At 68.4% G+C, this 24,495-nt stretch carries 18 protein-coding genes; 9 read left to right on the top strand and 9 right to left on the bottom strand.

Features of this window, described 5'->3' with window-relative positions:
* Positions 1 to 42 precede the first annotated feature (42 nt).
* From IEY79_RS26430 to IEY79_RS26420, 3 genes are read right to left on the bottom strand one after another with little or no spacing between them, the layout of a single operon-like run.
* The gene (locus IEY79_RS26430) at positions 43 to 972 is read right to left on the bottom strand and encodes a carbohydrate ABC transporter permease (RefSeq protein WP_189110122.1); all 930 of its coding nucleotides are present in this window, start codon (positions 970 to 972) and stop codon (positions 43 to 45) included.
* Complete coding sequence (locus IEY79_RS26425) at positions 969 to 1,949, bottom strand: carbohydrate ABC transporter permease (protein ID WP_189110121.1); 981 nt, start codon at positions 1,947 to 1,949, stop codon at positions 969 to 971. The genes IEY79_RS26430 and IEY79_RS26425 overlap by 4 nt, the downstream gene beginning before the upstream one ends.
* A 5-nt stretch (positions 1,950 to 1,954) precedes the next feature.
* Positions 1,955 to 3,199, bottom strand: a complete 1,245-nt coding sequence (locus IEY79_RS26420; protein WP_189110120.1) for a sugar ABC transporter substrate-binding protein — start codon at positions 3,197 to 3,199, stop codon at positions 1,955 to 1,957.
* Positions 3,200 to 3,429: 230 nt separating this feature from the next.
* Here IEY79_RS26420 and IEY79_RS26415 point away from each other — a divergent pair, with 230 nt between their 5' ends.
* Positions 3,430 to 4,431, top strand: coding sequence for an acetylxylan esterase (locus IEY79_RS26415; RefSeq protein ID WP_189110119.1), 1,002 nt, complete (start codon positions 3,430 to 3,432; stop codon positions 4,429 to 4,431).
* A gap of 367 nt (positions 4,432 to 4,798) precedes the next feature.
* On the opposite strand, the gene IEY79_RS26410 is transcribed toward IEY79_RS26415, so the two are convergent.
* Positions 4,799 to 5,869 (bottom strand): LacI family DNA-binding transcriptional regulator, encoded by a 1,071-nt coding sequence (locus IEY79_RS26410; protein WP_189110118.1) that lies wholly within the window; start codon positions 5,867 to 5,869, stop codon positions 4,799 to 4,801.
* A 102-nt stretch (positions 5,870 to 5,971) separates the two neighbouring features.
* Positions 5,972 to 7,618: an MFS transporter gene (locus IEY79_RS26405; protein WP_189110117.1), complete on the bottom strand. Its 1,647-nt coding sequence runs from the start codon at positions 7,616 to 7,618 to the stop codon at positions 5,972 to 5,974.
* Positions 7,619 to 7,733: 115 nt separating this feature from the next.
* Here IEY79_RS26405 and IEY79_RS26400 point away from each other — a divergent pair, with 115 nt between their 5' ends.
* Positions 7,734 to 8,651 carry a TetR/AcrR family transcriptional regulator gene (locus IEY79_RS26400; protein WP_189110116.1) on the top strand — a complete coding sequence of 306 codons (918 nt, stop codon included), beginning with the start codon at positions 7,734 to 7,736 and terminating at the stop codon, positions 8,649 to 8,651.
* An 82-nt stretch (positions 8,652 to 8,733) separates the two neighbouring features.
* Here IEY79_RS26400 and IEY79_RS26395 read toward each other — a convergent pair whose 3' ends face one another.
* The 4 genes from IEY79_RS26395 to IEY79_RS26380 all read right to left on the bottom strand — a co-directional run bounded on the left by IEY79_RS26395 (position 8,734) and on the right by IEY79_RS26380 (position 12,811).
* Positions 8,734 to 9,597, bottom strand: coding sequence for a succinate dehydrogenase/fumarate reductase iron-sulfur subunit (locus IEY79_RS26395; protein WP_189110115.1), 864 nt, complete (start codon positions 9,595 to 9,597; stop codon positions 8,734 to 8,736).
* Positions 9,594 to 11,519 (bottom strand): fumarate reductase/succinate dehydrogenase flavoprotein subunit, encoded by a 1,926-nt coding sequence (locus IEY79_RS26390; protein ID WP_189110114.1) that lies wholly within the window; start codon positions 11,517 to 11,519, stop codon positions 9,594 to 9,596. Before IEY79_RS26390 ends, IEY79_RS26395 begins: the two co-directional genes overlap by 4 nt.
* Positions 11,520 to 11,540: 21 nt before the next feature.
* Complete coding sequence (gene sdhC / locus IEY79_RS26385; protein WP_189110113.1) at positions 11,541 to 12,362, bottom strand: succinate dehydrogenase subunit SdhC; 822 nt, start codon at positions 12,360 to 12,362, stop codon at positions 11,541 to 11,543.
* A 206-nt stretch (positions 12,363 to 12,568) separates the two neighbouring features.
* Entirely contained in the window at positions 12,569 to 12,811 is a 243-nt protein-coding gene (locus tag IEY79_RS26380; protein WP_189110112.1) for an Rv0250c family protein, read from the bottom strand.
* A 321-nt stretch (positions 12,812 to 13,132) separates the two neighbouring features.
* Here IEY79_RS26380 and IEY79_RS26375 point away from each other — a divergent pair, with 321 nt between their 5' ends.
* The 7 genes from IEY79_RS26375 (at position 13,133) to IEY79_RS26345 (ending at position 24,388) form a co-directional block, all read left to right on the top strand.
* Positions 13,133 to 15,775 (top strand): ABC transporter substrate-binding protein, encoded by a 2,643-nt coding sequence (locus tag IEY79_RS26375; RefSeq protein WP_189110111.1) that lies wholly within the window; start codon positions 13,133 to 13,135, stop codon positions 15,773 to 15,775.
* 330 nt (positions 15,776 to 16,105) lie between these two features.
* Positions 16,106 to 17,992: a translational GTPase TypA gene (typA, locus tag IEY79_RS26370; protein ID WP_189110110.1), complete on the top strand. Its 1,887-nt coding sequence runs from the start codon at positions 16,106 to 16,108 to the stop codon at positions 17,990 to 17,992.
* A 476-nt stretch (positions 17,993 to 18,468) separates the two neighbouring features.
* Complete coding sequence (locus IEY79_RS26365; RefSeq protein WP_189110109.1) at positions 18,469 to 20,112, top strand: peptide ABC transporter substrate-binding protein; 1,644 nt, start codon at positions 18,469 to 18,471, stop codon at positions 20,110 to 20,112.
* A gap of 150 nt (positions 20,113 to 20,262) precedes the next feature.
* The gene (locus IEY79_RS26360) at positions 20,263 to 21,189 is read left to right on the top strand and encodes an ABC transporter permease (RefSeq protein ID WP_189110236.1); all 927 of its coding nucleotides are present in this window, start codon (positions 20,263 to 20,265) and stop codon (positions 21,187 to 21,189) included.
* Positions 21,182 to 22,150 (top strand): ABC transporter permease, encoded by a 969-nt coding sequence (locus IEY79_RS26355; protein WP_189110108.1) that lies wholly within the window; start codon positions 21,182 to 21,184, stop codon positions 22,148 to 22,150. The genes IEY79_RS26360 and IEY79_RS26355 overlap by 8 nt, the downstream gene beginning before the upstream one ends.
* 11 nt (positions 22,151 to 22,161) lie before the next feature.
* Positions 22,162 to 23,220: an ABC transporter ATP-binding protein gene (locus IEY79_RS26350; RefSeq protein WP_189110107.1), complete on the top strand. Its 1,059-nt coding sequence runs from the start codon at positions 22,162 to 22,164 to the stop codon at positions 23,218 to 23,220.
* A complete protein-coding gene (locus IEY79_RS26345; RefSeq protein ID WP_229701137.1) occupies positions 23,213 to 24,388 on the top strand; it encodes an ABC transporter ATP-binding protein in 1,176 nt (391 codons plus the stop codon). Before IEY79_RS26350 ends, IEY79_RS26345 begins: the two co-directional genes overlap by 8 nt.
* Positions 24,389 to 24,495 lie beyond the last annotated feature (107 nt).

Here is a 24,495-nt window from a genome sequence, read left to right as displayed (position 1 = left end):
CGTCGGAGCCGCGATACGCGTCGGGAAGGTCGGTGGTGGCGGCTACTTCAATCCGGTGGTGGCGAGGCCCTGGGTGAAATGCCGTTGCAGGACGAGGAAGACCAGCAGCACGGGCAGGATGATCAGGAGGGAGCCGACCATCAACATGCCGTTCGAACCGTCCGACTGGTTGGGATCGGTGGCGAAGGTGGCGAGGGCCACCGGGAGGGTGTATTTCCCCGGGTCGTTCGTCGCGATCAGTGGCCAGACGAAGTTGTTCCAGGAGCCCAGGAAGATAAGGATCGAGAGCGTCGCCAGTGCAGGTTTGACCAGCGGCATCGCGATCCGCCAGAAGATGTACCACTCGCCGGCGCCGTCGATGCGGGCCGCTTCCAGCAGTTCGTCGGGGATCGACTGCATGAACTGGCGCATCAGGAAGACCCCGAAGGCCTGGGCGGCGAACGGCAGGATCAGCCCCGCGTAGGAGTCGATCAGCTGGAGCTTGCTCATCAGGACGAAGAGCGGCAGCAGCATCAGGTTGCCGGGCACCATCAGGGCGGCGAGCACCAGCGCGAAGATCCTGTTCCGTCCGCCGAACCGCAGTTTGGCCAGTGCGTAGCCCAGCATCGAGCAGAACACCAGATTGGAGAGGGTCACCAGGGCGGCCACGGTGAGGGAGTTGAAGAAGTAGAGCGGGACGTCGAGGCGGTCGAGCAGTTCTCCGAAATGCTCGAAGGTCCACTCGGTGGGGATCCACACCGGCGGGCTGGCCGTCAGGTCACGGTCGGTCTTGAACGCCGACAGACCCATCCACAGGAAGGGCGCCGCCATGACCAGCAGGCCGATCGAGAGCAGTGCATAGACGCCGGTCTTCTTCAGCCGTCCGCCGCTCGATGTCCGGGCGCCGCCGGACCAGGTCGGATCCACCGGGTCCTTCGGGCCGGCGGGCGCGGAGGAAGCGGGCGGGGGGGTGGTGGTGCGTGCGGCGCTCATTTCGTGTTGTCCTTCAGCAGACGGAGCTGGAGCACCGTGATCGCCATGATCACGACGAAGAGCACATACGCCATGGCGCTCGCGTAGCCCATGTGGAAGAAGTTGAAGCCCTCGCGGTACATGGACAGCGACACCGTGAGCGTGCTGTCCGAGGGCCCGCCCTGCGTCATCACGAACGGCTCCTCGAAGACGTTGAGATAGCCGATCGTGGTGATGACCGAGGTGTAGAGCATCGTGGGCCGCAGCAGTGGCACCGTGATGCGGCGGAACTCCTGCCAGGTGCTCGCGCCGTCCAGCCGTGCCGCCTCCCGTACGTCGGGCGGGATGGCCTGGAGGCCGGCGATGAAGAGCACCATGACCGTGCCGAGGTTGCGCCAGACGGCCATCACGATCAGCGAGGGCATGGCGAGGACCTCGGAGCCGAGGAAGTCCGGGGAGGTCAGGCCGACTTCGGAGGCGAGGCCCGCGATCAGTCCGTCGGACGGGTCGAGGACGAAGCGCCAGACGACGGCGATCGCGACGATGCTGGTCACGACCGGGGCGTAGAAGCCGACCCGGAAGAAGGCGCGGGCCCGGTCGATGCCGCTGTTGAGCAGGACCGCGGCGACCAGCCCGAGGCCGACGGTCAGAGGTACGCCGACGACCACGAAGTAGGCGGTGTTGAAGAGGGCCTTGAGGAACTTCTCGTCGTCGAAAAGCTTCGTGTAGTTCTCAAGGCCGATGAACTCCGCCGAGAAGGGATCGGTGACATTGCGCAGGCCGAAGTCCGTGAAGCTCATGATGAGCGTCGCGAGGATCGGCAGGGCCATGAAGACGGCGAAGAGCACCAGGAAGGGGGTGGAGAACAGCCAGCCGGCCACGTGCTGCACGGCGACGGGTCGCTGTCTGCGGTGGTCGCGGGCGCCGGGTGGGGAGTGAGTCCCCGGCCCGGTCTTCACCGGGGCCGCGTCCGCCACAGGTTCGGTCTTGGTGCTCATGACGACTACTCCACAAGCCCTTCGATGTCGGACTGGGCCTTCTGCGCGGCGTCCTCGGCGGAGGCCTTGCCCTGGGTCACCTGGGAGATGGCCTCGTCGGCCTTCGAGGAGATCTCTGTCCACTGGGGCAGGACCGGCCCGGACTTGGCCGTCTCCATCTGGTCGCGGAAGATCTTGAAGTTGGCGTCGTTGGCGAGTTCGCCGGAGTCCCAGGCGCTGGTGTTGGCCGGCAGATCGCCCGAGCGCTTGAACCAGTCCTTCTGGCCCTCGGTGCCGGTGAGGTAGCTCAGGAACTCCTTGGCGGCTTCCTTGTGGTCGCTGTCCTTGGAGACGACGAGGCTGGAGCCGCCGGCCATGGAGACGGAGCCCTGGTCGGCCGGGACCTTCGCGATGGCCCACTTGCCCTTGAGGTCCGGGTAGTTGTCGTTGATGCCCGCCATGGTCCAGGGGCCGGAGTAGAACATCGGGACGTCGCCGCTGTTGAAGTCGGTGAGGACCTCGTAGCCGGGCTGGAAGCTCTTCTTGGAGAGACCCTTCTCGAAGTACGTGCCGTACTCCTTGAGGGCCTTGACGGTCTCCGGGCTGTTCATGGCGGCCTTGCCGTCGTCGGAGACGATCGAGCCGCCGGCCGAGTACAGGAAGGGGTACCAGCTCTGCACGGTGTCCAGGCCGCTGGGCTGGAAGTAGATGCCCCACTGGGTGCCGGCCTTGTCCTGGAAGGCGGTGGCCGCCTGCTGGAGTTCGGGCCAGGTGGTGGGGGGCTTCGTTATGCCGGCCTTCTTCGCCAGGTCGGTGCGGTAGTAGAGGACGCGGGTCTCGACGTACCAGGGGACGCCGTAGACCTCGCCGTCGGCCACGCCCTGCTCCCAGGCGGCGGGGAAGAAGGAGTCCTTCTTGAAGGTCTTGGTGTCGACCGGTTCCAGGACGCCGAGTTCGACGAACTCGCCCATGTAGCTGCTGCCCATCTGCGTCACGTCCGGCAGGGTGCCGGCAGCGGCGGCGGAGACCAGTTTCTGGTGGGCGACGTCCCAGCCGATGGGGGTGACCTTCACAGTGATGTGGGGGTTCGCGTCCTCGTACACCTTGGCCACCTCGGCGAGCTTCTCGCCCTCGGCGCCCATGGCCCACACGGTGAGGGTCTGCTTCTTGTCGGCGGCGACACCCGCGCCCCCCGAACTGCCGCATGCGGTGATCCCCGCGGCCATCGCGAGAGCGAGGGCGGCAGAGGCGGTTCTGGCGTTGCGATGCATGGACGGCTCCTCCTTGAGCTCACCGATGTATGCGCTGCCTGTAAGCGCATACATCACTCTGGTGCAGTCGTTCCGGGAACCGCAAGGGGGCCTTTGGTCACACTCGTGCAACATGTGGGACATCCGGAGGTGCTGCCTCCGCAGGCTAGGTGGGCTGTTTGCGTTGCGGAAGTGATGAGTGGGATTCCGGTTGTGGTCTTCGGCGGTGGGCCGGGGTTAATGTCGCGCTCATGTCTGAGTTCGAGCACGGCTATCCCTTCGACCCGGCCTACGGCCGGAGCCTCGACGAGCTGCTCGACATCCCCGCGCCTGCCCCTCCGGTGGGATTCGACGCGTACTGGCGGGACCGGTTCGCGGCAGCGGCCGGGGTGGCGACCGCGCCGGCCGTGGGGCCGCAGGAGGACGAGCGGGACGGCTCCCGGATCTTCGGCTTGTCCTACACCTCGGTGGGCGGACTGCGCCTCGGCGGCTGGCTGGTGCTGCCGGCCGCGGGTCCCGTCGAGCACGGCTTCGTGATCGGGCACGGATACGGCGGGCGCCAGGAGCCGGGGGCGGATGTGCCGCTTCCGCTGCCCCGGAGCGCCGCCATCCTCCCGTGTGTACGGGGGATGGGCTCGCGGAGCCGCCGCCCCGGCATCCCCGGTGAGGCCGGGGAGCATGTGCTGCACGGGATCGAGTCGCGCGAGACATATGTGATCGGTGACTGCGTGGCCGATCTGTGGTGTGCGGCGTCGGCGCTGCTGGAGCTGGTACCGGAGTTGAAGACGGGGCCGGGGTCAGGGCCGGGGGAGGGGGCGCGGCTCGGGTATGTGGGGGAGAGCCTGGGCGGCGGGCTCGGGGCGCTCGCGCTGCCGTGGGACGACCGGTTCGACTGCGGGCAGTTGACCGTGCCGACGTTCGGGAATCATCCGCTGCGGGTGACGCTGCCGAGCGTGGGCAGCGGTGAGGCGGTACGGGTGTACAGCGACCGGCATCCGGAGGTCATGGACGTCCTCGCGTACTTCGACGCGGCGACCGCGGCGAAACGGATCGGGGTGCCGATGCTGGTCGCTCCCGCGCTGTTCGATCCGGCGGTGCCGCCGCCGGGGCAGTTCGCCGTGTACAACGCTTTGCCCGAGCCGCGTGAGCTGCACCTTCTGCGGGCGGGGCACTTCGAGTACGTGGACGAGCGAGGCGACGTGGCGGCGCTGGTGAAGGCCCGGCGCGGTTTCTTCGCCGCCCGGCTGGGCTGACCCCCGGTGCGGGAGTCTTGGCCGGGGAGCCGCGATCGCCGCGCCGCCAGGCCCCGTCCGGCGGACCTTCGCGGGCCGGGTACGCCTGGCACGGCACCGCGCCGCGTTGTCGGACTCGTCAATACGAGCTCATCCAAGTACGTCCATTACGAGGGTGATCGTCCGCATTGCGATGCGCCGCACCACGTGGCATCAGCCGCTCCGCGGCGGGCCCGGCAAGATCGGCAAGGCACCGCCTGGGCCCCCCGCGCCCCAGCCCAGCCCGCGCCCCAGCCCAGCCCGCGCCCCAGCCCAGCCCGCGCCCCAGCCCCAGCCTGCGCCCCAGCCCAGCCCAGCCCAGCCCGCGCCCCGGCCAGTACCCGCGCCCTCAGCCGCAGCCGCAGCTCGATCGGCGGGTCACCGACACCGGGAGCATCAGGGAGACCGGGGCGCGCGTGGGGTCGGCCAGGCGGTGGATCAGGAGTCCCACCGCCTCCTCGCCCAGTCGGCGCATCGGCTGGCGGACCGTCGTCAGGGACGGGCGGACGATCCGGCTCAGCGGGATGCCGTCGAAGCCGGTCACCGCGATGTCGTCGGGCACCCGCACCCCACGCCGTTCCAGCGCGTGCAGCGCGCCGATCGCCATCTGGTCGTTGGCGAAGAGGATCGCCTCGGGCCGCTCGCGCCCGGCGGCCCGGTCCAACAGCGCGTCGGCCGTCCGTTCGCCCTCCGCCTGCGTCATCATCTCGGCGCGCAGGTCGGGCTCGTCGGCCACCGGCAGGCCCGCCTCCCGGCAGGCCTCCTGGTAGCCCCGGAACCGCGCCTGCGCGTCCGGCGATTCACGCTCGCCGCCCACGAAGGCGAGTCTGCGCAGCCCGTGGTCACGGATGAGATGGCGGGCCAGCTCCCGTTCCCCGTCGGAGTTCGCCACCTCGATGTGGTCGAGGTGGTCGATCTCGCGGGGCCCGGCCAGCATCACGATCGGCAGCCGCCGCGAGATCACCTCAAGGTCCTCGGTGGGCACGGTCTTCGCCAGTACGGCGAACCCGTCCACCCGCCCGGCCACCTTGGCGACCAGGCTCTCCGGCCCGCCCACCAGGGAGGCCGCGATCAGCAGCGCGTAGCCGTGCCGCCGTGCCGCCCGCTCCATGCCACGGATGATCTGGTCGGAGTAGAGCATGACGGCGGAGTCGTCGGCCTCGGCCTCCGCTTCCGCCTCCGCGCCGGTCTCGGCGTCCGGGTCGGCGTAGTCGGGGAAGCAGAGTCCGAGGACGCCGGTGGTGCGGCTGGCCAGACCACGGGCGTTGCCGCTCGGTACGTAACCGAGGGAGCGGGCCGCGTCCAGGACGCGGTCGCGGGTCTCGGCGCGTACCGAGTCGGGATTCCGGTAGACCCGTGAAACCGTCGCGATCGAGACGCCGGAGCGTTCAGCGACGTCGTACACCGTGGGGGCACTCAACCGATCCGACCGTCCGCTCTCGCCGCGCTGTCTCTGACCGCTCACTCTCCACCGGGCCCGTTCTGCTGCCGGGCGCCGGCACTCCTACTCGTGTAAGCGCATTCACTTTACGGCGCCGGTCTGTGCAGGAGCAAGGTCGCCCCCCTCGGTACCCCCCTCGGTGCCTGCCCCGGCGCCCCTCCCAGGGCCGCCGGCCGCGCCGTTCGTCCCGTTCTCGGCCGTGCCCCTGAGCAAAACGAACGAGAAGAGCGCCGCCCCCACCATGACGACGGCCGCGCCGACCGACGCCAGTCCCATCCCGTGCGTGAAGGCGTCCCGCGCCGCCGTCAGCACACCCGCGGCCGTCTCCTCCGGGAGCCGGGCCGCGGCAGCCGCCGCGCCGCCCAGGGTCTCGCGTACGGCGTCGGCCTCGCCGCCCGGCAGCGCGGCGGTGACGCCGGCGGGCAGGGCGTCGGCCATGTCCCGGCTGTAGACCGCCGCACCGACCGAGCCGAGGACGGCCATCCCGAGGGCCCCGCCGAGTTCCTGGCCCGATTCGAGTACGGCGGCGGCCGAGCCGGCGCGCTCGGGCGGGGCGGCGCCGATGGCGAGTTCGTTGGCGAGTGTCATGGCAGCGACGAGACCGCCGGCGTACAGCGCGGCGGCCGTGAGGCAGAACCAGAGGGCCGACTCCGGCCGGATCTGGCTCAGCCAGAAGAATCCGGCCGCCGAGAGGAGAAAGGCGCCGCCCATCACGTTCGCGCGGTCGGTGCGCTGCGCGAGGACCGCCGCCATCGGTGCGGCCACGATCACACCCGAAGCCGGTACGAGGCTCCACAGCGCGGCCTTGAAGGGGCTCAGTCCTTGCACGGACTGGAGGTACTGCGTGAAGAAGACCGCCATCCCCACCGTGGCGAACATCGCGAGCGTGTTCGCGGACACCGGGCCCCCGAAGGCCCGTCGCCCCAGCAGTCCGAGGTCGATCATCGGGTGGGCGAGGCGCTTCTGGCGCCGTGCGAAGACGTGGCCGAGCACCAGCCCCAGGGCGACGGCCGCGGCGGGCACCGGCGCGAACCCGTGCCGGGCCCACTCCTTGACGCCGTAGATGACCGTGAGCAGTGCGGCGAGCGAGAGCGCCGCGCTCACCAGGTCGAACGGCTCCCGCGACGCCCCCGGCGCGATCCTGGACTCCGGCACCAGGAACGGCACCAGCACCAGCAGCAGCACCATCGCCGGCAGGTTGATCAGGAAGATCGACCCCCACCAGAAGTGTTCGAGCAGCAGCCCGCTGACCACCGGCCCCAGCGAGATCCCGGTGGTCATGACGCCCGTCCAGATCGTCACCGCCCGGCCCCGCTGCTTCGCGTCGTGGAAGAGATTGCGGATCAGCGCGAGCGTCGACGGCATGAGGGCGGCGCCCCCGAGCCCCAGCAGCGCGCGTACGCCGATGAGCGCGTCGGCCGAGTGCGCGTACGCGGCGGCGACCGAGGCCGCGCCGAAGACCGCCGCGCCGGCGAGCACCAGTTTGCGCCGGCCGATCCGGTCGCCGAGCGCCCCCATGGTGATGAGCAGCCCCGCGAGTACGAAGCCGTACATGTCGAGGATCCACAACTGCTGGGTGGCGCTGGGCTCCAGATCCTGGCTGACGAACGGGATCGCGAAGTAGAGGATCGAGATGTCCATCGAGACGAGCAGCAGCGGCAGCATCAGGACGCCGAGGGCGATCCATTCCCTGCGGCCCGCGAGTCCGGGCGCGTGTGAGTTCTCCATGGCCGGTACGTAATCGGCTCCGGGTGTACGCGGCAAACAGCTGCCTAGTGCACTGGACCAGAGACCCTGTTCAGAGCGGGACTTGGGCCCTCAGTGCACTAGTACGCTGAGGCCCGTGACCGTCGATCCGCCCTACCTCCGCATCGCGGCCGAGCTCCGCCGCCGTATCGACTCCGGCGAACTCGTGCCCGGCGACCGTGTGCCCTCCACCCGCCGTATCACCCAGGAGTGGGGCGTCGCGATGGCGACCGCGACCAAGGCGCTCGCGGCGCTCAACCAGGAAGGGCTCGTACGGGCGGTGCCGGGCGTCGGCACAGTGGTCGCGGAGCCTGCCGGCCCCCGCGGCCGGGACACGGCTCCCGGCGAGGGCCTCAGCCGTGAGCGCGTCGTGCGGGCCGCCATCGCCCTCGCCGACGCCGAAGGGCTGGGCGCGCTGTCGATGCGGCGCGTGGCGACGGAGTTCGGTACGTCCACGATGGCGCTGTACCGCCATGTCCCCAGCAAGGGCGAGCTGGTGCGTCTGATGTCCGAGACGGTGTTCGCCGGCGCCCCCTCGGGCCCCGAACCGGTCGGCTGGCGTCCGCGGCTGAGGCGGGAGATCCGTTGGCTGTGGACCCGTTACGAGCGGCACCCCTGGCTCGCCCGTGCCATGGCGGGGCTGACCAGGCCGATGGCAGCACCGCATGCCATGAGCTACACCGAGCGGACGCTGGGCACCATCCGCGGGCTCGGTCTCACGCCGCACGCGATGATCCACATCCATCTCTCCCTGTTCGGTTACGCCCAAGGAGTGGCGATGGCCGTCGAGTTGGAGTCGCAGGCGCGGCAGGACACGGGGCTGACGGCCGAGCAGTGGATGGCGGCCAACGAGACCCGACTGGATTCGGTCCAGCTCACCGGCGCGTATCCGGTCATGTCGAACCTCTTCGGGGACGAGGAGTTCGACCTCGAACTCGGCACACTCTTCGAGTTCGGTCTCGAACGGATGCTGGACGGCATCGAGTCGTTGATCGAGCGGTCACCCGGGCCCTGAGAACCGGGGGCCCCGAGCAAAGCCTCCTGTCCCCAAGCGCCGGACGGGCCACGCCGGCCCGTCCGCCGCCCGAGTACAGGCCCTAGCCGGTCGTACGGCGGCGGATCTTGTTTCCGAGCCAGACCAGCGGGTCGTACTTCTTGTCCGCGACGCGCTCCTTCAGCGGGATCAGCGCGTTGTCCGTGATCTTGATGCCTTCGGGGCAGACCTCGGTGCAGCACTTGGTGATGTTGCAGTAGCCGAGCCCGTGCTCGTCCTGCGCCGTCTCCTTGCGGTCGAGGCCGGTCTCCTCGGCCGCGTCCAGCGGATGCATGTCCAGCTCGGCGACCCGCATCAGGAAGCGGGGACCGGCGAACGAGGTCTTGTTCTCCTCGTGGTCCCGGACCACATGGCAGGTGTCCTGGCACAGGAAGCACTCGATGCACTTACGGAACTCCTGCGAGCGTTCCACGTCCACCTGCTGCATCCGGTACTCGCCCGCCGCGACGCCCGGCGGCGGCACGAACGCCGGTACCTCCCGCGCCTTCTGGTAGTTGAAGGACACGTTCGTCACCAGGTCCCGGACGATGGGAAAGGCGCGCAGCGGGGTGACGGTGATCGTCTCCTCGCGGGTGAAGGTCGACATCCGCGTCATGCAGAGCAGCCGAGGCCGGCCGTTGATCTCCGCACTGCACGAACCGCATTTGCCCGCCTTGCAGTTCCAGCGCACCGCCAGGTCGGACGCCTGCGTCGCCTGGAGCCGGTGGATGATGTCGAGGACGACCTCGCCCTCGTTGACCTCGACGGCGAAGTCCTTCAGCTCGCCGCCCTCCGCGTCGCCCCGCCAGACCTTGAACTTGGCCTCGTAGGAGGTGGCCGGGGTGGACGTCGTGGACGTGGCGGGTGAGGGGGTGGACGAGGCGGACGAGGGGGGTGTGCTCTGAGTCGGAGTCGTGCTGGCACTCACTCGTGGAGCTCCTCTTCGGCGAGGTACTTGACCAGCTCTTCCTTGTCGAAGAGGTCGAGTAGGTCGGGACGGATGGGCTCGGTCGTCTTCCTGGAGAGGGTGATCCGGCCGAGTGCGGGGTCCGCCGCCGGGTCCCGTGCGGAATCGTTCAGCCGGCAGTGCAGATTGACCCGCCGCCAGTCGAGAACCATGCCCGGCAAGTCCTCGCGGGTATGACCGCCCCGGCTCTCCGTGCGCTCCAGGGCCGACAGGGCGATGCACTCGCTGACGAGCAGCATGTTCCGCAGGTCGATCGCGAGGTGCCAGCCGGGGTTGAACTGCCGGTGGCCCTCCACGCCGGCGCGAGCCGCGCGCCCGCGCAACTCGCCCAGCTTCTCCAGGGCCTGCTCCATCTCGCCCTCGCGCCTGATGATGCCGACGAGGTCGTTCATCGTCTGCTGGAGCTCCTGGTGGACGCTGTACGGGTTCTCCGGCGGGCCGCCGTCCGCCGACTCCTCGGCGCCGAACGGGCGCAGCGCCTCGGTGGCCGCCGCGTCGATCTGACCCTCGTCGAGAGCCGGTCGCTCGGTGAGCCCCGCCGCGTACTCGGCCGCGTGCAGTCCGGCCCGCCGACCGAAGACCAGCAGGTCCGAGAGCGAGTTGCCGCCGAGCCGGTTGGAGCCGTGCATCCCGCCCGCGACCTCGCCGGCCGCGTACAGACCGGGGACCCCGGGCGTGGCGGCGGTGTCCGAGTCGACGGCGATCCCGCCCATCACGTAGTGACAGGTGGGGCCGACCTCCATCGCCTCGGCGGTGATGTCGACGTCGGCCAGCTCCTTGAACTGGTGGTACATCGAGGGCAGTCGGCGCTGGATGACCTCGGGCGGCATACGCGTGGACACGTCCAGGAACACGCCGCCGTGCGGTGAGCCCCGGCCGGCCTTGACCTCGGAGTTGATGGCCCGGGCCACCTCGTCGCGGGGGAGCAGCTCGGGCGGGCGCCGGTTGTTGTCCGGGTCCTCGTACCAGCGGTCGCCCTCCTCCTCGGACTCCGCGTACTTCTCCTTGAAGACGTCCGGTACGTAGTCGAACATGAACCGTTTGCCTTCGGAGTTGCGCAGCACTCCGCCGTCGCCGCGCACCGATTCGGTGACGAGGATCCCCTTCACCGACGGCGGCCAGACCATGCCCGTCGGGTGGAACTGCACGAACTCCATGTTCAGCAGCGGGGCACCGGCGAGCAGCGCCAGCGCGTGTCCGTCGCCCGTGTACTCCCACGAATTCGACGTCACCTTGAAGGACTTGCCGATGCCGCCGGTCGCGAGGACGACGGCGGGCGCCTCCAGGACGAAGAAGCGGCCGGACTCGCGCTCGTAGCAGAACGTGCCCGAGACCCGCTCGCCCTCCTTGAGTACGGAGGTGACGGTGCACTCCTGGAAGACCTTCAACCGGGCTTCGTAGTCACCGAATTCGCGGAAGTCCTCCTGCTGGAGGGCGACGATCTTCTGCTGGAGCGTACGGATCAGCTCAAGGCCGGTCCGGTCGCCGACGTGCGCGAGACGGGGATACTCGTGCCCGCCGAAGTTGCGCTGGGAGATCTTCCCGTCGGCCGTACGGTCGAAGAGCGCGCCCCAGGTCTCCAGTTCCCAGACCCGGTCGGGCGCTTCCTGTGCGTGCAGCTCCGCCATCCGCCACTGGTTGAGGAACTTCCCGCCGCGCATGGTGTCGCGGAAGTGGACCTGCCAGTTGTCGCCGGAGTTCACATTGCCCATGGAGGCCGCGATACCGCCCTCGGCCATCACCGTATGGGCCTTGCCGAAGAGCGACTTGCAGATGACAGCGGTACGGGCGCCACGCTCACGCGCCTCGATGGCGGCCCGCAGACCCGCTCCGCCCGCGCCCACCACCACGACGTCCCACTGCTCGCGTTCGAGTTGCGTCATTGCTGAAGGCTCTCCCTAGGACTAAAAGAGGCGCGGATCGTCGAAGACACCGCTGGCGAGCAGATACACATAGAAGTCCGCGAGGGCGACGCTGATCAAGGAGGCCCAGGCGAGCTGCATATGACGGTGATTCAGTTTCCCGACCCAGCCCCACAGCCGGTAGCGCACCGGATGCTTGGAGAAGTGCTTCAGCTTGCCGCCGATGACATGGCGGCAGGAGTGGCAGGAGAGGGTGTACGCCCAGATCAGCACGATGTTGACGACCATGATGATCGTGCCGAGGCCCATGTGGCCCCACTCGTAGTCCGAGTTGCGGAAGGCGAGCACCGTGTCGTACGTGAGGATGACCGCCACCGGCACGGCCGCGTAGAAGAAGTACCGGTGGATGTTCTGGAGGATCAGCGGGAAGCGCGTCTCGCCGCTGTACTTCTTGTGCGGTTCGGCGACGGCGCAGGCCGGCGGTGAGGCCCAGAAGCCCCGGTAGTAGGCCTTGCGGTAGTAGTAGCAGGTCATCCGGAAACCCAGCGGGAAGATCAGGATGATCAGCGCGGGGGACAGGCCCCACCAGCTGCCGAAGATCTCCAGGTTGGGGCCGCCCTTCATCGGCTCACAATTCTCCGCCAGACAGGGCGAGTAGAACGGTGAGACGTACGGCGCCGCGTAGTAGTGGGCGTTCCCGAACGCGCGCCACGTCGAGTAGATGACGAAGGCGAGCAGTCCCGCCGCCGTGGCGGCGGGGGCCAGCCACCAGCGGTCGGTCCGCAGGTGGCGGGCGGTGATGGCGGCACGCGTGGTGTCGTGCACGCCCGTATTCAGTTGGGGTCGTTCCGTGCCTGTTGCCAACGAAGACTCCGTATGGAGATGGAGTGGGATCTGGTGGGGGGTCGTAGGGCCGGGGCGATTGATGGCGGGTGCTTCGGTGCGGTGTCGGGGGCGTGCGGTGTGATGTCCGTGCGGGTGACGTCCGTGCGGCGCTGGTCAGAAGGTGGTCGGTGGTCGGGGGATACGTCGGCCCCGGCGCGGAGAGCGTCCGAGGCCAGGCCGGCGGACTAGGGAGCGCGCCGGTCCCGCAGCCCCAGACCCTCGTCGTCCGAGTCCGTCCACAGCGCCGCGTTGTACGGCGCGTCCGGGATGGTGACCACGTCCGGCCGGCGGTCCCTTGGCGCGGGCCTGGACGGTGCCGCCGGTACGGCTTCGTTCAGTCGGTCGACCGTCCGCTCCAGGTCCGCGACGCGCTGAACGAGCTCATCGATACGACGGTGGACTGCTGTCAGATCTTCCGGCTGGGACATGACTTGCCCTCACTTCCGCAGGGGAGCGATGCCATCGGTAATGCGCCTGCGAGTGTCGCTCCTCACATCCCCGCTTGTGAAGGGACGTGCAGGGATTCCCGGCGCATACGTGAGCCGTGCGCTCCGCGTCGTTGATGTCGCGCCCCTCCATTTTCGCCCTTTCGGCCGTCCTGTGTCCCGTTCCTCGTTGGGCCGTTCGGGTGGGCTTCGGGCGCCGGGCCGCCGTGTCGCCGCTGTCGTGTCGGACCGGTCCACTTCAGTGGGCGGGCAATAGGTGTGATCATCTCTAAATTCCACAAACAGGACGAAGAGGTAGAAGCCATGTCCCAGGTCGGCGCCCCACGCGGGAGGACATGCTCCCGGACCATCCGATCCGTCGCGCTACTCACCACCGGCGTGCTCGCCCTGCCCGCGCTCGCCGGGTGCAGCTCGGGCGAGGAGCGGAGCAAGGTCCCGGGCGCCGCCCAGGACGTCGGGCCCGCCGCGCGGGACAGGATCGCCGACGGTGGGACGCTGCGCTGGGCCGTGGACACCGTGCCCACCACCCTCAACACCTTCCAGGCGGACGCCGACGCCACCACGTCGCGCATCGCGGGCGCCGTACTGCCCGCACTCTTCACCCTCGACAAGACCGGCCGCCCGCAGCGCAACCCGGACTATCTGGAGTCCGCGAAGATCGTCGAGCGCGAGCCCAAGCAGGTCGTGCTCTACAAGCTCAACCAGCAGGCGGTGTGGACCGACGGACGTGAGCTGGGCGCCCCCGACTTCGTCGCCCAGTGGCGCGCGCTGAGCGGGAAGGAGTCCGCGTACTGGACCGCGCGCAACGCCGGTTACGAGCGCATCCAGAAGATCGAGCGCGGCAAGGACGACCTGGAGGTCCGGGTCACCTTCAACAAGCCGTACGCCGACTGGAAGGCGCTCTTCAGCCCGCTGTACCCGAAGAGCGTGATGGGGGCGCCGAACTCCTTCAACGACGGCGCGCGCGCCAAGCTCAAGGCCACGGCCGGGCCCTTCCAGATCAAGGAACTGGACCGCGAGGAACGCGAGATGACCCTCGTCCGCAACCCTCGTTGGTGGGGCGCGCGGCCGAAGCTCGACTCGATCGTGCTGAGCGCGGTGCCGCGCGGCAAACGCGCCGCCGCGCTCGTCGCGGGCACGCTCGACCTCGCCGAGATCGACAGCCCGGTGGCCGAGCGGATCAACAAGGCGCGCTCCGACAAGAGGGGCGCGGGCGCGGGCCCGCGGGCGGCGACCGGATCACCGTCGGCGACCGGGTCGCCATCGGCGGAGGAGTCACCGAACGGCTCGGACGAGGAAGAGACCGAGGAAGAGACGGAGACCGGGAACGAGGCCGCGCGGGATTCCCAGGAGAAGCGGACCAAGGCGCTCGCGACGTTCTCCAAGGAGCAGCAGGGCCTGCGGGGCTATGTCGTACGGAAGTCCCTGGAGCCCGCCTTCACACAGCTCGCGCTCAACGGGGAGACCGGGCCGCTCGCCGACGAGCGGGTACGGCGGGCCGTGGCCCGGGCGCTCGACCGGAAGAAGCTTGCCGAGGCCGTACTCAAGCCGCTCGGCCTGCCGGCACATCCGCCCGGCAGCCATCTGGCGCTGGCCGGACAGCACGCGTACGCCGACAGCAGTGACGCGCTCGGGGACCAGAACACCCGCGAGGCGCAGGCGCTCCTGGCCGACGCGGGCTGGGTGCTGGGCGGCGCGCTGAAGAAGGACGAGGGCACGAAGGCCGGGAGCGAGGCCGACGCCGACAAGAAGAAGGACAAGGCCAAGGCCGGCGAGGAAGCCGAGAAGGACGAGAAGGACGCGGAGAACAAGGAAAAGGAATCCGACACGAAGGACACCGATTCCGATTCCGGCTCGGATTCCGAGTCGACGGCCGATTCGACCGCCGACTCGGACTCAGCCTCCGGCTCCGAGTCCGGCTCCGAGTCCGACGCCGACAGCGCCTCCGACGACGGTTCGTACGTCGTCGGTGACGACAAGCCCGGACGTGGCGCCCCCATCTCCGAGAGCGGCACCCGTGTCATCGCCCCCGCCCCCGCCGCCGCCTTCCACCGTGCGGTCCTGTTCGGCCAGGCGGGACTGCTGGACGACTCGGACGTCAGCGCCCAGGACAGGCAGCCGGGCGGTATGGCCGGCGCGTACGCGCCGCGCGGCACGGCGGCGCCCTCCGAATCCGAGTCCGCGTCCGACGCGGAGTCGGACACCGAGTCGGAGACTGAATCGGACTCCGGCTCTGATTCCGAATCCGAATCCGAATCCGAATCCGAATCCGAATCCGAATCCGAGTCCGCGTCCCCCTCGTCCTCCGCTTCGGCGTCGTCGTCCGCCTCGGCCTCGTCCGCCGCCGCCCCCCTGCCCGGTCCGCTCGCCAAGAACGGCAAGCCCCTCACCCTCCGCTTCGTCCTCCCCTCCGGCCCCGGCTCCGAGCAGCTGCGCACCGTCGGCCAGAAGATCGCGCGCATGCTCGACCGCATCGGCATCCGTACGGAGATCAGCAAGGTCGCGGACGCCAACTACTTCAAGGACCACGTCGCGTCGGGCGACTACGACCTCGCGCTGTACTCGTGGCCCGCGACGGCCTACCCCGCGACCGACGGCCGGCCGATCTACTCCAAGCCCGTCCCCGCCTCCGACGGCTCGCTGCTGGTGGAGCAGAACTACACCCGCGTCGGCACCGACCACATCAACCAGCTCTTCGACCAGGCCGCCTCCGAGCTGGACGAGAACGAGGCCCGCGATCTGCTCAGGCAGGCCGACGCCCGCATCTGGGCGGCGGCCGGGTCCATCCCGCTCTACCAGCGCCCGCAGCTCGTGGCGGCCAAGCCGTCCGTGGCGAACGCCGGTGCCTTCGCCTTCGCCTCCCCCCGCTACGAGGACATCGGCTTCAAGGACTCCGCCAGGAGCGGTCCGCAGAAGCCGGCGAAGTCCGAAAGCGACAAGAAGTAGAAGGTCAGCGGTAGCAGAGAAGAAGAAACGGAGAGAACCGGCAGGTCAGACCCTGGAAGCCGGACGATCGACTTGCCCGCCGGGCCTCCCGGCGGGCAAGATCGTGCCATCCCCTGACCCGGGCCGTTTCACACCCCGCAGTACGTCCCCGCAGACGCACGACCAGCACTCCACGAGCGCGTCCCCCAGCGCTCCGCCTCTTATCGGATCGGTCCCGGAAGCCCCGGCATCGCCAGCCCCGTACGATGGGGTAGGCCGTGGCGTGTCCGCCCGGCAGGCGTACGAGGAAAACAACGCCGCATCCCACGATCGAGAGAAGCGCCAGCCAGCATGCCCACGCGCCACGACATCCGTAACGTCGCCATCGTCGCCCACGTCGACCATGGCAAGACCACTCTGGTCGACGCCATGCTGAAGCAGGCCGGTGCCTTCGCCGCGCACGCCGCCGAGCACCTCGACGACCGGATGATGGACTCGAACGACCTGGAGCGTGAGAAGGGCATCACGATCCTCGCCAAGAACACGGCGGTGAAGTACCACCCCAAGGAGGGCGGTACAGGTGACATCCCGAACCTGGTCACGATCAACATCATCGACACCCCCGGCCACGCCGACTTCGGTGGTGAGGTCGAGCGGGGTCTGTCGATGGTCGACGCGGTCGTCCTCCTCGTCGACGCCTCCGAGGGCCCGCTGCCGCAGACCCGTTTCGTGCTGCGCAAGGCACTGTCGGCCAAGCTGCCGGTGATCCTGTGCATCAACAAGACGGACCGGCCCGACGCCCGTATCGCCGAGGTCGTCGACGAGACGTACGACCTCTTCCTCGACCTCGACGCGGACGAGGACCAGATCGAGTTCCCGATCGTCTACGCCTGCGCGCGTGACGGCGTCGCCTCGCTGACCAAGCCGGAGGACGGCACGGTCCCGGCCGACAGCACCAACCTGGAGCCCTTCTTCACCACGATCCTGGGCTCCGTCCCGGCTCCGGTGTACGACGAGGACGCACCGCTCCAGGCCCACGTCACCAACCTGGACGCCGACAACTTCCTCGGCCGTATCGCGCTCTGCCGCGTCGAGCAGGGCGAGCTGAAGAAGGGGCAGACCGTCACGTGGATCAAGCGTGACGGCACGATGTCCAACGTCCGCATCACCGAGCTGCTGATGACGGAGGCGCTCACCCGCAAGCCGGCCGAGAAGGCGGGCCCGGGCGACATCTGCGCCATCGCCGGTATCCCGGACATCATGATCGGCGAGACCCTGGCCGATCTGGAGAACCCGATCGCGCTGCCGCTGATCACGGTGGACGAGCCGGCCATCTCGATGACCATCGGCACGAACACCTCGCCCCTCGTCGGCAAGGGCGGCAAGGGCCACAAGGTCACCGCCCGGCAGGTGAAGGACCGCCTGGACCGCGAGCTGATCGGTAACGTCTCGCTGCGCGTCCTGGACACCGAGCGTCCCGACGCCTGGGAGGTGCAGGGCCGCGGTGAGCTGGCGCTGGCCATCCTGGTCGAGCAGATGCGCCGTGAGGGCTTCGAGCTGACGGTCGGCAAGCCCGAGGTCGTCACCAAGGAGGTCGACGGCAAGATCCACGAGCCGATCGAGCGCATGACGATCGACTGCCCCGAGGAGCACCTGGGCGCGATCACGCAGCTGATGGCGACCCGCAAGGGCCGTATGGAGACCATGACCAACCACGGGTCCGGCTGGATCCGGATGGAGTGGATCGTGCCGTCCCGCGGCCTCATCGGCTTCCGTACGGAGTTCCTCACCCAGACCCGCGGCACCGGCATCGCGCACTCGATCTTCGAGGGGCACGAGCCGTGGTTCGGCGAGCTGCGGACCCGTAACAACGGCTCGCTGGTCGCGGACCGCTCCGGTTCGGTGACCCCGTTCGCGATGGTCAACCTCCAGGAGCGCGGTGTCATCTTCACCGAGCCGGGCACCGAGGTGTACGAGGGCATGATCATCGGTGAGAACTCGCGCGCCGACGACATGGACGTGAACATCACCAAGGAGAAGAAGCTCACCAACATGCGTGCCGCCTCCGCCGACACCACGGAGAACGTGGTGCCGCCGCGGAGGCTCTCGCTGGAGCAGTCCCTGGAGTTCTGCCGCGACGACGAGTGCATCGAGGTGACCCCGGAGACGGTCCGTATCCGCAAGGTCGTCCTGGACCAGAAGGAGCGCGGTCGCGCGGCCTCCCGCGCCAAGCGCTGACGCACCGCCGCCCCCGGATCATGACGGTCCGGCGGATGTACGTCCCCCGGCCCGGCCCCGCGAGGTGCCGGGCCGGTGGTCTGCCCCTCGTCGGCGGCCGGACAGTAGGGTGTTTTGCCCGAGCCGGGAGCTCCTGTCAACTCGTTTTCCGTGGCGAAACGTCCGGATACCGGGTAACGCTCACCGGAAGCTGCGTTAACAGTCCGTTTCGCGGGTGTCTGTCTGTGCTTACTTTGTCCGGATTTCGGGCGTAGGTGATGGGTCGATGTTGTCAAAACGAGACGCGGTAAGTGTGGTTTACAGGTCGGGCGTACTTAATAGTTGGCTGCATTGAGCTCGGGTCAATGGGTCATGCGCTGTGGGGAGCGCCGACTCACGAGCACACACTCGGTGCACTGATCGACCGCCGTCAGGGGTGTCGGCGTAACGATCGGTGCCCATCTTGTTGTGACAAGTGGACTCATGAGGAGGAACCCATGCGCGGTGCCAAGAGCGCCAAGTGGGTCGCGGGCGCGATAGTTATCGCCCTGGCTGCGACCGCCTGTGGCGGCGGCGACAGCGACAGCGGCGACGACATGAAGGCGGGGAAGGCCGACCCGAATGGCATTCTGACCGCACAGCTCGGCGAGCCGCAGAACCCGCTGCAGCCGGCTAACGCCAAGGAGAGCCAGGGCAGCCGTGTCCTGCGCGCCATCTTCTCCGGCCTGGTCGACTACGAGCCCGGGACCGGAAAGCTTCAGTACGTGAACGCCGAGTCGGTCACCCCGAACGACGACTCGTCCGTCTGGACCGTCAAGCTCAAGCCCGGCTGGAAGTTCCACGACGGCACCCCGGTCACCGCCGAGTCCTACGTGAACTCGTGGAACTGGTCGGCCAACGTCAAGAACAACCAGACCAACTCCAGCTGGTTCCAGGACATCAAGGGCTACGCGGACGTCCACCCCGAGAAGGGTGACCCGAAGGCCGACAAGATGTCCGGTCTGAAGGTGGTCGACGAGAACACCTTCACGATCACGCTGACCAGCTCGGTCTCGTACTTCGCGTACAAGCTGGGTTACGACGTGTGGGCGCCGCTCCCCGAGTCGTTCTTCAAGGACCCGAAGGCCGCCGGCGAGAAGCCGGTCGGCAACGGCCCGTACAAGTTCGTCTCCTGGGACCACAAGAAGCTGATCAAGGTCCGTAAGTTCGAGGACTACACCGGGCCGAACGCGGCCAAGAACGGTGGCATCGACTTCAAGAACTACACCACCGCCGACTCCGCCTACTCGGACCTGCGGTCGGACAACCTCGACTGGATCGAGCAGGTCCCGACCACGGCCCTCACGAGCTACAAGGACGACCTGGGCGACCGCGCGATCGACCAGGAGTACTCGGCCGTCCAGTCGATCGTCCCGGCGTTCTACACGGACCAGTTCAAGGACATCGACCCCAAGGTCATCCAGGGTCTGTCCATGGCGATCGACCGTGACACGATCACCAAGACCGTGCTGCACGGCACCCGTACCCCGGCCGACTCGTACGTCGCCCGCGGTGTGCTCGGCTACAAGCCCGGCGCCCTCGGTGACGTCACGAAGTTCGACCCGGCCGCGGCCAAGGCCCTCATCGCGGAGGGTGGCGGCGTCCCCGGCAACAAGATCTCGATCCAGTTCAACGCCGACCAGGACCACAAGCCCTGGGTCGACGCGGTCTGCAACAGCATCCGCAAGAGCGTCGGTGTCGAGTGCGTCGGTGACTCGAAGCCGGACTTCCAGGCGGACCTGAACGCGCGTGACAACAAGCAGGTCAAGTCCATGTACCGCGGTGGCTGGGTGCTGGACTACCCGACGAACTCGAACTTCCTTCGGGACCTGTACGGCAGCACCGCCGCCGGTAACACCTCGGGCTACTCCAACAAGGAGTTCGACGCGCTGGCCTCGAAGGCCGACAAGGCGGCGACCCTCGACGAGACCGTGGAGCTGTACCAGGAGGCCGAGCAGCTGCTGAAGGCTGACATGCCTGCCATCCCGCTGTGGTTCTACAAGAACAACTCGGGCCAGTCCAGGAACGTCTTCGGCAAGATCGTTTACGGCCAGGACGGCGACCCGATCTTCACCGGCGTCCAGGTGAAGGCCAAGAGCTAAAACAACGGGACCGTCAACAGGTGCCGCCGTCCCCTCGTGGGGCGGCGGCACCGGTCCGGCCAGGCCGAGGCCCCGGGAGACTCCACCCCATACCCCGTGGCGGAGAAAACTACGTAGGCCATCGCCGACCCCTCACGGCATGGAGGCATGATGGGGCGCTACGTCGCAAGGCGACTGCTCCAGATGATCCCGGTATTCATCGGGACCACTCTGATTATTTTCCTTATGGTCCACATCCTTCCGGGCGATCCGATCCGGGCGATGTGGGGCGACAAGGCGGCGGACCCCGCACAGGTCGCCGCCCTACGTGCTGACTTCGGGCTGGACCAGCCCCTGTGGAAGCAGTACGTCGACTACATGTGGGGCCTCCTCCAGGGAGACTTCGGCGAGACGTTCGGTGGCCGTCAGGTCGCCGACGAGATGTCCGAGGCCTTCCCGGTGACGCTCCGGCTCACCATGGTGGCCCTCGTCATCGAGATCATCATCGGTATCGGCCTCGGCGCCTGGGCGGGTCTGAAGGCCGGCAAGGCCGTCGACACCGGCGTACTGATCTTCACGCTCATCGTCATCTCGATCCCGGTCTTCGTGCTCGGCTACCTGGCGCGCTTCGTCCTCGCCGACGAACTGGGGTGGGTCGCGCCCAATGTGCAGGACTCCACGGACTACGCCCAGCTGTTCCTGCCGGGCTTCGTCCTGGCGATGCTGTCGATGGCGTACGTGGCACGGCTGACCCGCACGACGTTCGCGGAGAACCTGCGGGCCGACTACATGCGTACGGCGATGGCCAAGGGCCTGCCCAGACGCCGCATCGTTGGCGTCCACCTGCTGCGCAACTCGCTGATCCCGGTCGTCACGTTCCTCGGCACCGACGTCGGCGGCTTCATCGGCGGCGCGGTCATCACCGAGGGCATCTTCAACGTCCAGGGCGTCGGAAACCTGCTCTTCAAGGCGCTCCAAGGCCGTGAGGGCTCGACGATCGTCGGCGTGGTCACGGTCTTCGTGCTCATCATCCTTCTGATCAACCTGGTCGTCGACCTGCTGTACGCGGTCCTGGACCCGAGGATCCGGTATGCCTGACGTGATCAAGACCAAGACCGACGCGACCACCGACGCCATCGCGCCGCCGGCCGCCGGAGCTCCCGAGACCGCGGCCGAGGGCCACAAGTCACAGGGCAGGCCGCGGAGCCTGTGGGGCGACGCCTGGTACGACCTGCGGCACCGCCCGATGTTCTGGATCTCCTCGGTTCTGCTGCTCTTCCTGATAATCGTGGCCGCCTTCCCGGGTCTGTTCACCAGCGTTGACCCGCGCGACGGCGACCTCACCAACCACTTCCTGACCAAGCCGGAGCTGGGCAGCTTCTTCCAGCCCGACTGGTTCGGCTACGACGGCCAGGGCCGCTCGATCTACGCGCGTGTCGTCTACGGGACGCGCGCCTCGATCCTGGTCGGTGTCGGCGTCACCGCGGCGGTGACGCTCCTCGGCGGACTGCTCGGGATGCTGGCCGGCTACTTCGGCGGCTGGCTCGACTCGGTCATCTCCCGTATCACCGACATCTTCTTCGGCATCCCGTTCCTGCTCGGCGCGATGGTCGTCCTGAACGCCTTCACCGAGCGCAAGGTCTACGTCGTGATCTTCGCCCTGGCCTTCCTCGGCTGGACGTCGATCTGCCGCGTGATGCGCTCGTCGGTGATCACCGCCAAGCAGGCGGACTACGTGACGGCGGCGCGCGCCCTCGGCGCGGGCACCCGGCGGATCCTCTTCCGCCATGTGCTGCCGAACGCGATGGCGCCGACCATCGTCGTCGCGACGATCGCGCTGGGTGGCTACATCTCGGCCGAGGCGACCCTGTCGTTCCTGGGTCTCGGCCTCGCCGATCCGACCATTTCCTGGGGCATCGACATCGCCCAGGGCAGCAAGGACATCAGGGACAACCCGCACGCCCTGTTCTTCCCGGCCGGAATGCTGAGCCTCACGGTCTTCGCGTTCATCATGCTGGGTGACGCCGTCCGCGACGCCCTCGACCCGAAGCTGCGCTGAGGAGGGCGTACGTGACCATCATCGAAGAAACCTCAAGTGTCCCGACGCCCCGACAGGGCGACTCGGACACCACCCCACTGCTCGAAGTACGCGACCTCCACGTGGAGTTCCACACCCGGGACGGTGTCGCCAAGGCCGTCAACGGTGTGAACTACAGCGTGGCCTCCGGCGAGACCCTGGCCGTGCTCGGTGAGTCCGGCTCCGGCAAGTCCGTGACCGCGCAGGCGATCATGGGCATTCTCGACATGCCGCCCGGCTCGATCCCGCAGGGCCAGATCCTTTACCGCGGGCAGGACATGCTCACCATGAGCTACGAGGAGCGGCGGAAGATCCGTGGCCGGAAGATCGCGATGATCTTCCAGGACGCGCTCTCCTCGCTGAACCCCGTGCTCTCGGTGGGCTACCAGCTCGGCGAGATGTACCGGGTCCACGAGGGCCTCTCCCGCAAGGCGGCCAAGACAAAGGCCATCGAGCTGATGGAGCGGGTCAACATCCCGGCGGCGAAGGCGCGGGTCAACGACTACCCGCACCAGTTCTCCGGCGGTATGCGCCAGCGCATCATGATCGCGATGGCGCTCGCCCTGGAGCCCGACCTGATCATCGCGGACGAGCCGACGACCGCGCTCGACGTGACCGTGCAGGCCCAGGTGATGGACCTGCTCGCGGATCTTCAGAGCGAGTTCAACATGGGGCTGATCCTGATCACCCACGACCTCGGTGTCGTCGCCGATGTCGCGGACAAGATCGCCGTCATGTACGCGGGCCGGATCGTGGAGACCGCGCCGGTGCACGAGCTGTACAAACGGCCGGCGCACCCGTACACACGTGGTCTGCTCGACTCCATCCCCCGGCTCGACCAGAAGGGGCAGGAGCTCTACGCGATCAAGGGCCTGCCCCCGAACCTGCTCAAGATCCCGGCCGGCTGCGCGTTCAACCCGCGCTGCCCGAGGGCGCAGGACATCTGTCGTACGGATGTTCCGGTCCTCGAACCGGTGACCGAGCAGGACGGCACCGAGCTGCCCGGCCGCGGCAGCGCGTGCCACTTCTGGAAGGAGACGATCCATGGCTGACCCCAAGAAGACGGACGGGAACCCGGCCGGACCGGCGGACGCCGGCTCCGAGGTCGTCACCCCCAACGTCACCGACGTGACGGAGATCGACGTCGCCACCGAATCGGCGGCGGTCGCCGCCATCGAGGCGCCGGTGGAGCGCGGGAAGCCGATCCTCCAGGTCCGCAACCTGGTCAAGCACTTCCCGCTGACCCAGGGCATCCTCTTCAAGCGCCAGGTCGGCGCGGTCAAGGCCGTGGACGGGGTCTCCTTCGACCTCTACCAGGGCGAGACCCTGGGCATCGTCGGCGAGTCGGGCTGTGGCAAGTCCACGGTGGCCCGGCTGCTGATGACGCTGGAGACGGCGACCGCGGGCGAGGTCTTCTACAAGGGCCAGGACATCACCCGGCTGTCCGGGCGGGCGCTCAAGGCGGTCCGCCGGAACATCCAGATGGTCTTCCAGGACCCGTACACCTCGCTGAACCCCCGTATGACCGTGGGCGACATCATCGGCGAGCCCTTCGACATCCACCCCGAGGTGGCGCCGAAGGGTGACCGGCGGGGCAAGGTGCAGGACCTGCTCGACGTCGTGGGACTGAACCCGGAGTACATCAACAGGTACCCGCACCAGTTCTCCGGCGGCCAGCGCCAGCGCATCGGCATCGCGCGCGGTCTCGCGCTCAACCCCGAGATCATCATCTGCGACGAACCGGTCTCGGCGCTGGACGTGTCCGTGCAGGCGCAGGTCATCAACCTGATGGAGAAGCTCCAGGACGAGTTCAACCTGTCCTACATCTTCATCGCGCACGACCTGTCGATCGTCCGGCACATCTCCGACCGGGTGGGTGTCATGTACCTCGGCAAGATGGCCGAGATCGGTACGGACACCCAGATCTACGACCACCCGACGCACCCCTACACCCAGGCGCTGCTGTCGGCGGTCCCGGTCCCCGACCCGGAGGCCCGCACCGGCCGCGAGCGGATCATCCTCTCCGGCGACGTGCCGTCCCCGGCGAACCCGCCGTCCGGCTGCCGGTTCCGTACCCGCTGCTGGAAGGCGCAGGACAGGTGCGCCAACGAGGTCCCGCTGCTGGCGATCCCCGAGCGCTTCGTCGCCTCGACCACGCCGGCGGCGCACGAGTCGGCCTGCCACTTCGCCGAGGAGAAGGACGTCATCCACGCCGCGTGAGGTGTGATCACGTGAACGACGAGAGGCCCAGGCCGTACGCGGACGCTGTTGGTTAATTCGGGCTCGTGCGTGACGTCGGCCTTCAAGACCTGGTTGTGGTCTTGAAG

This window comes from Streptomyces camponoticapitis (assembly GCF_014646115.1).
In the GTDB taxonomy this organism is placed as follows: Bacteria; Actinomycetota; Actinomycetes; order Streptomycetales; family Streptomycetaceae; genus Streptomyces; species Streptomyces camponoticapitis.
This window is presented reverse-complemented; position numbering and strand designations above follow the sequence as displayed.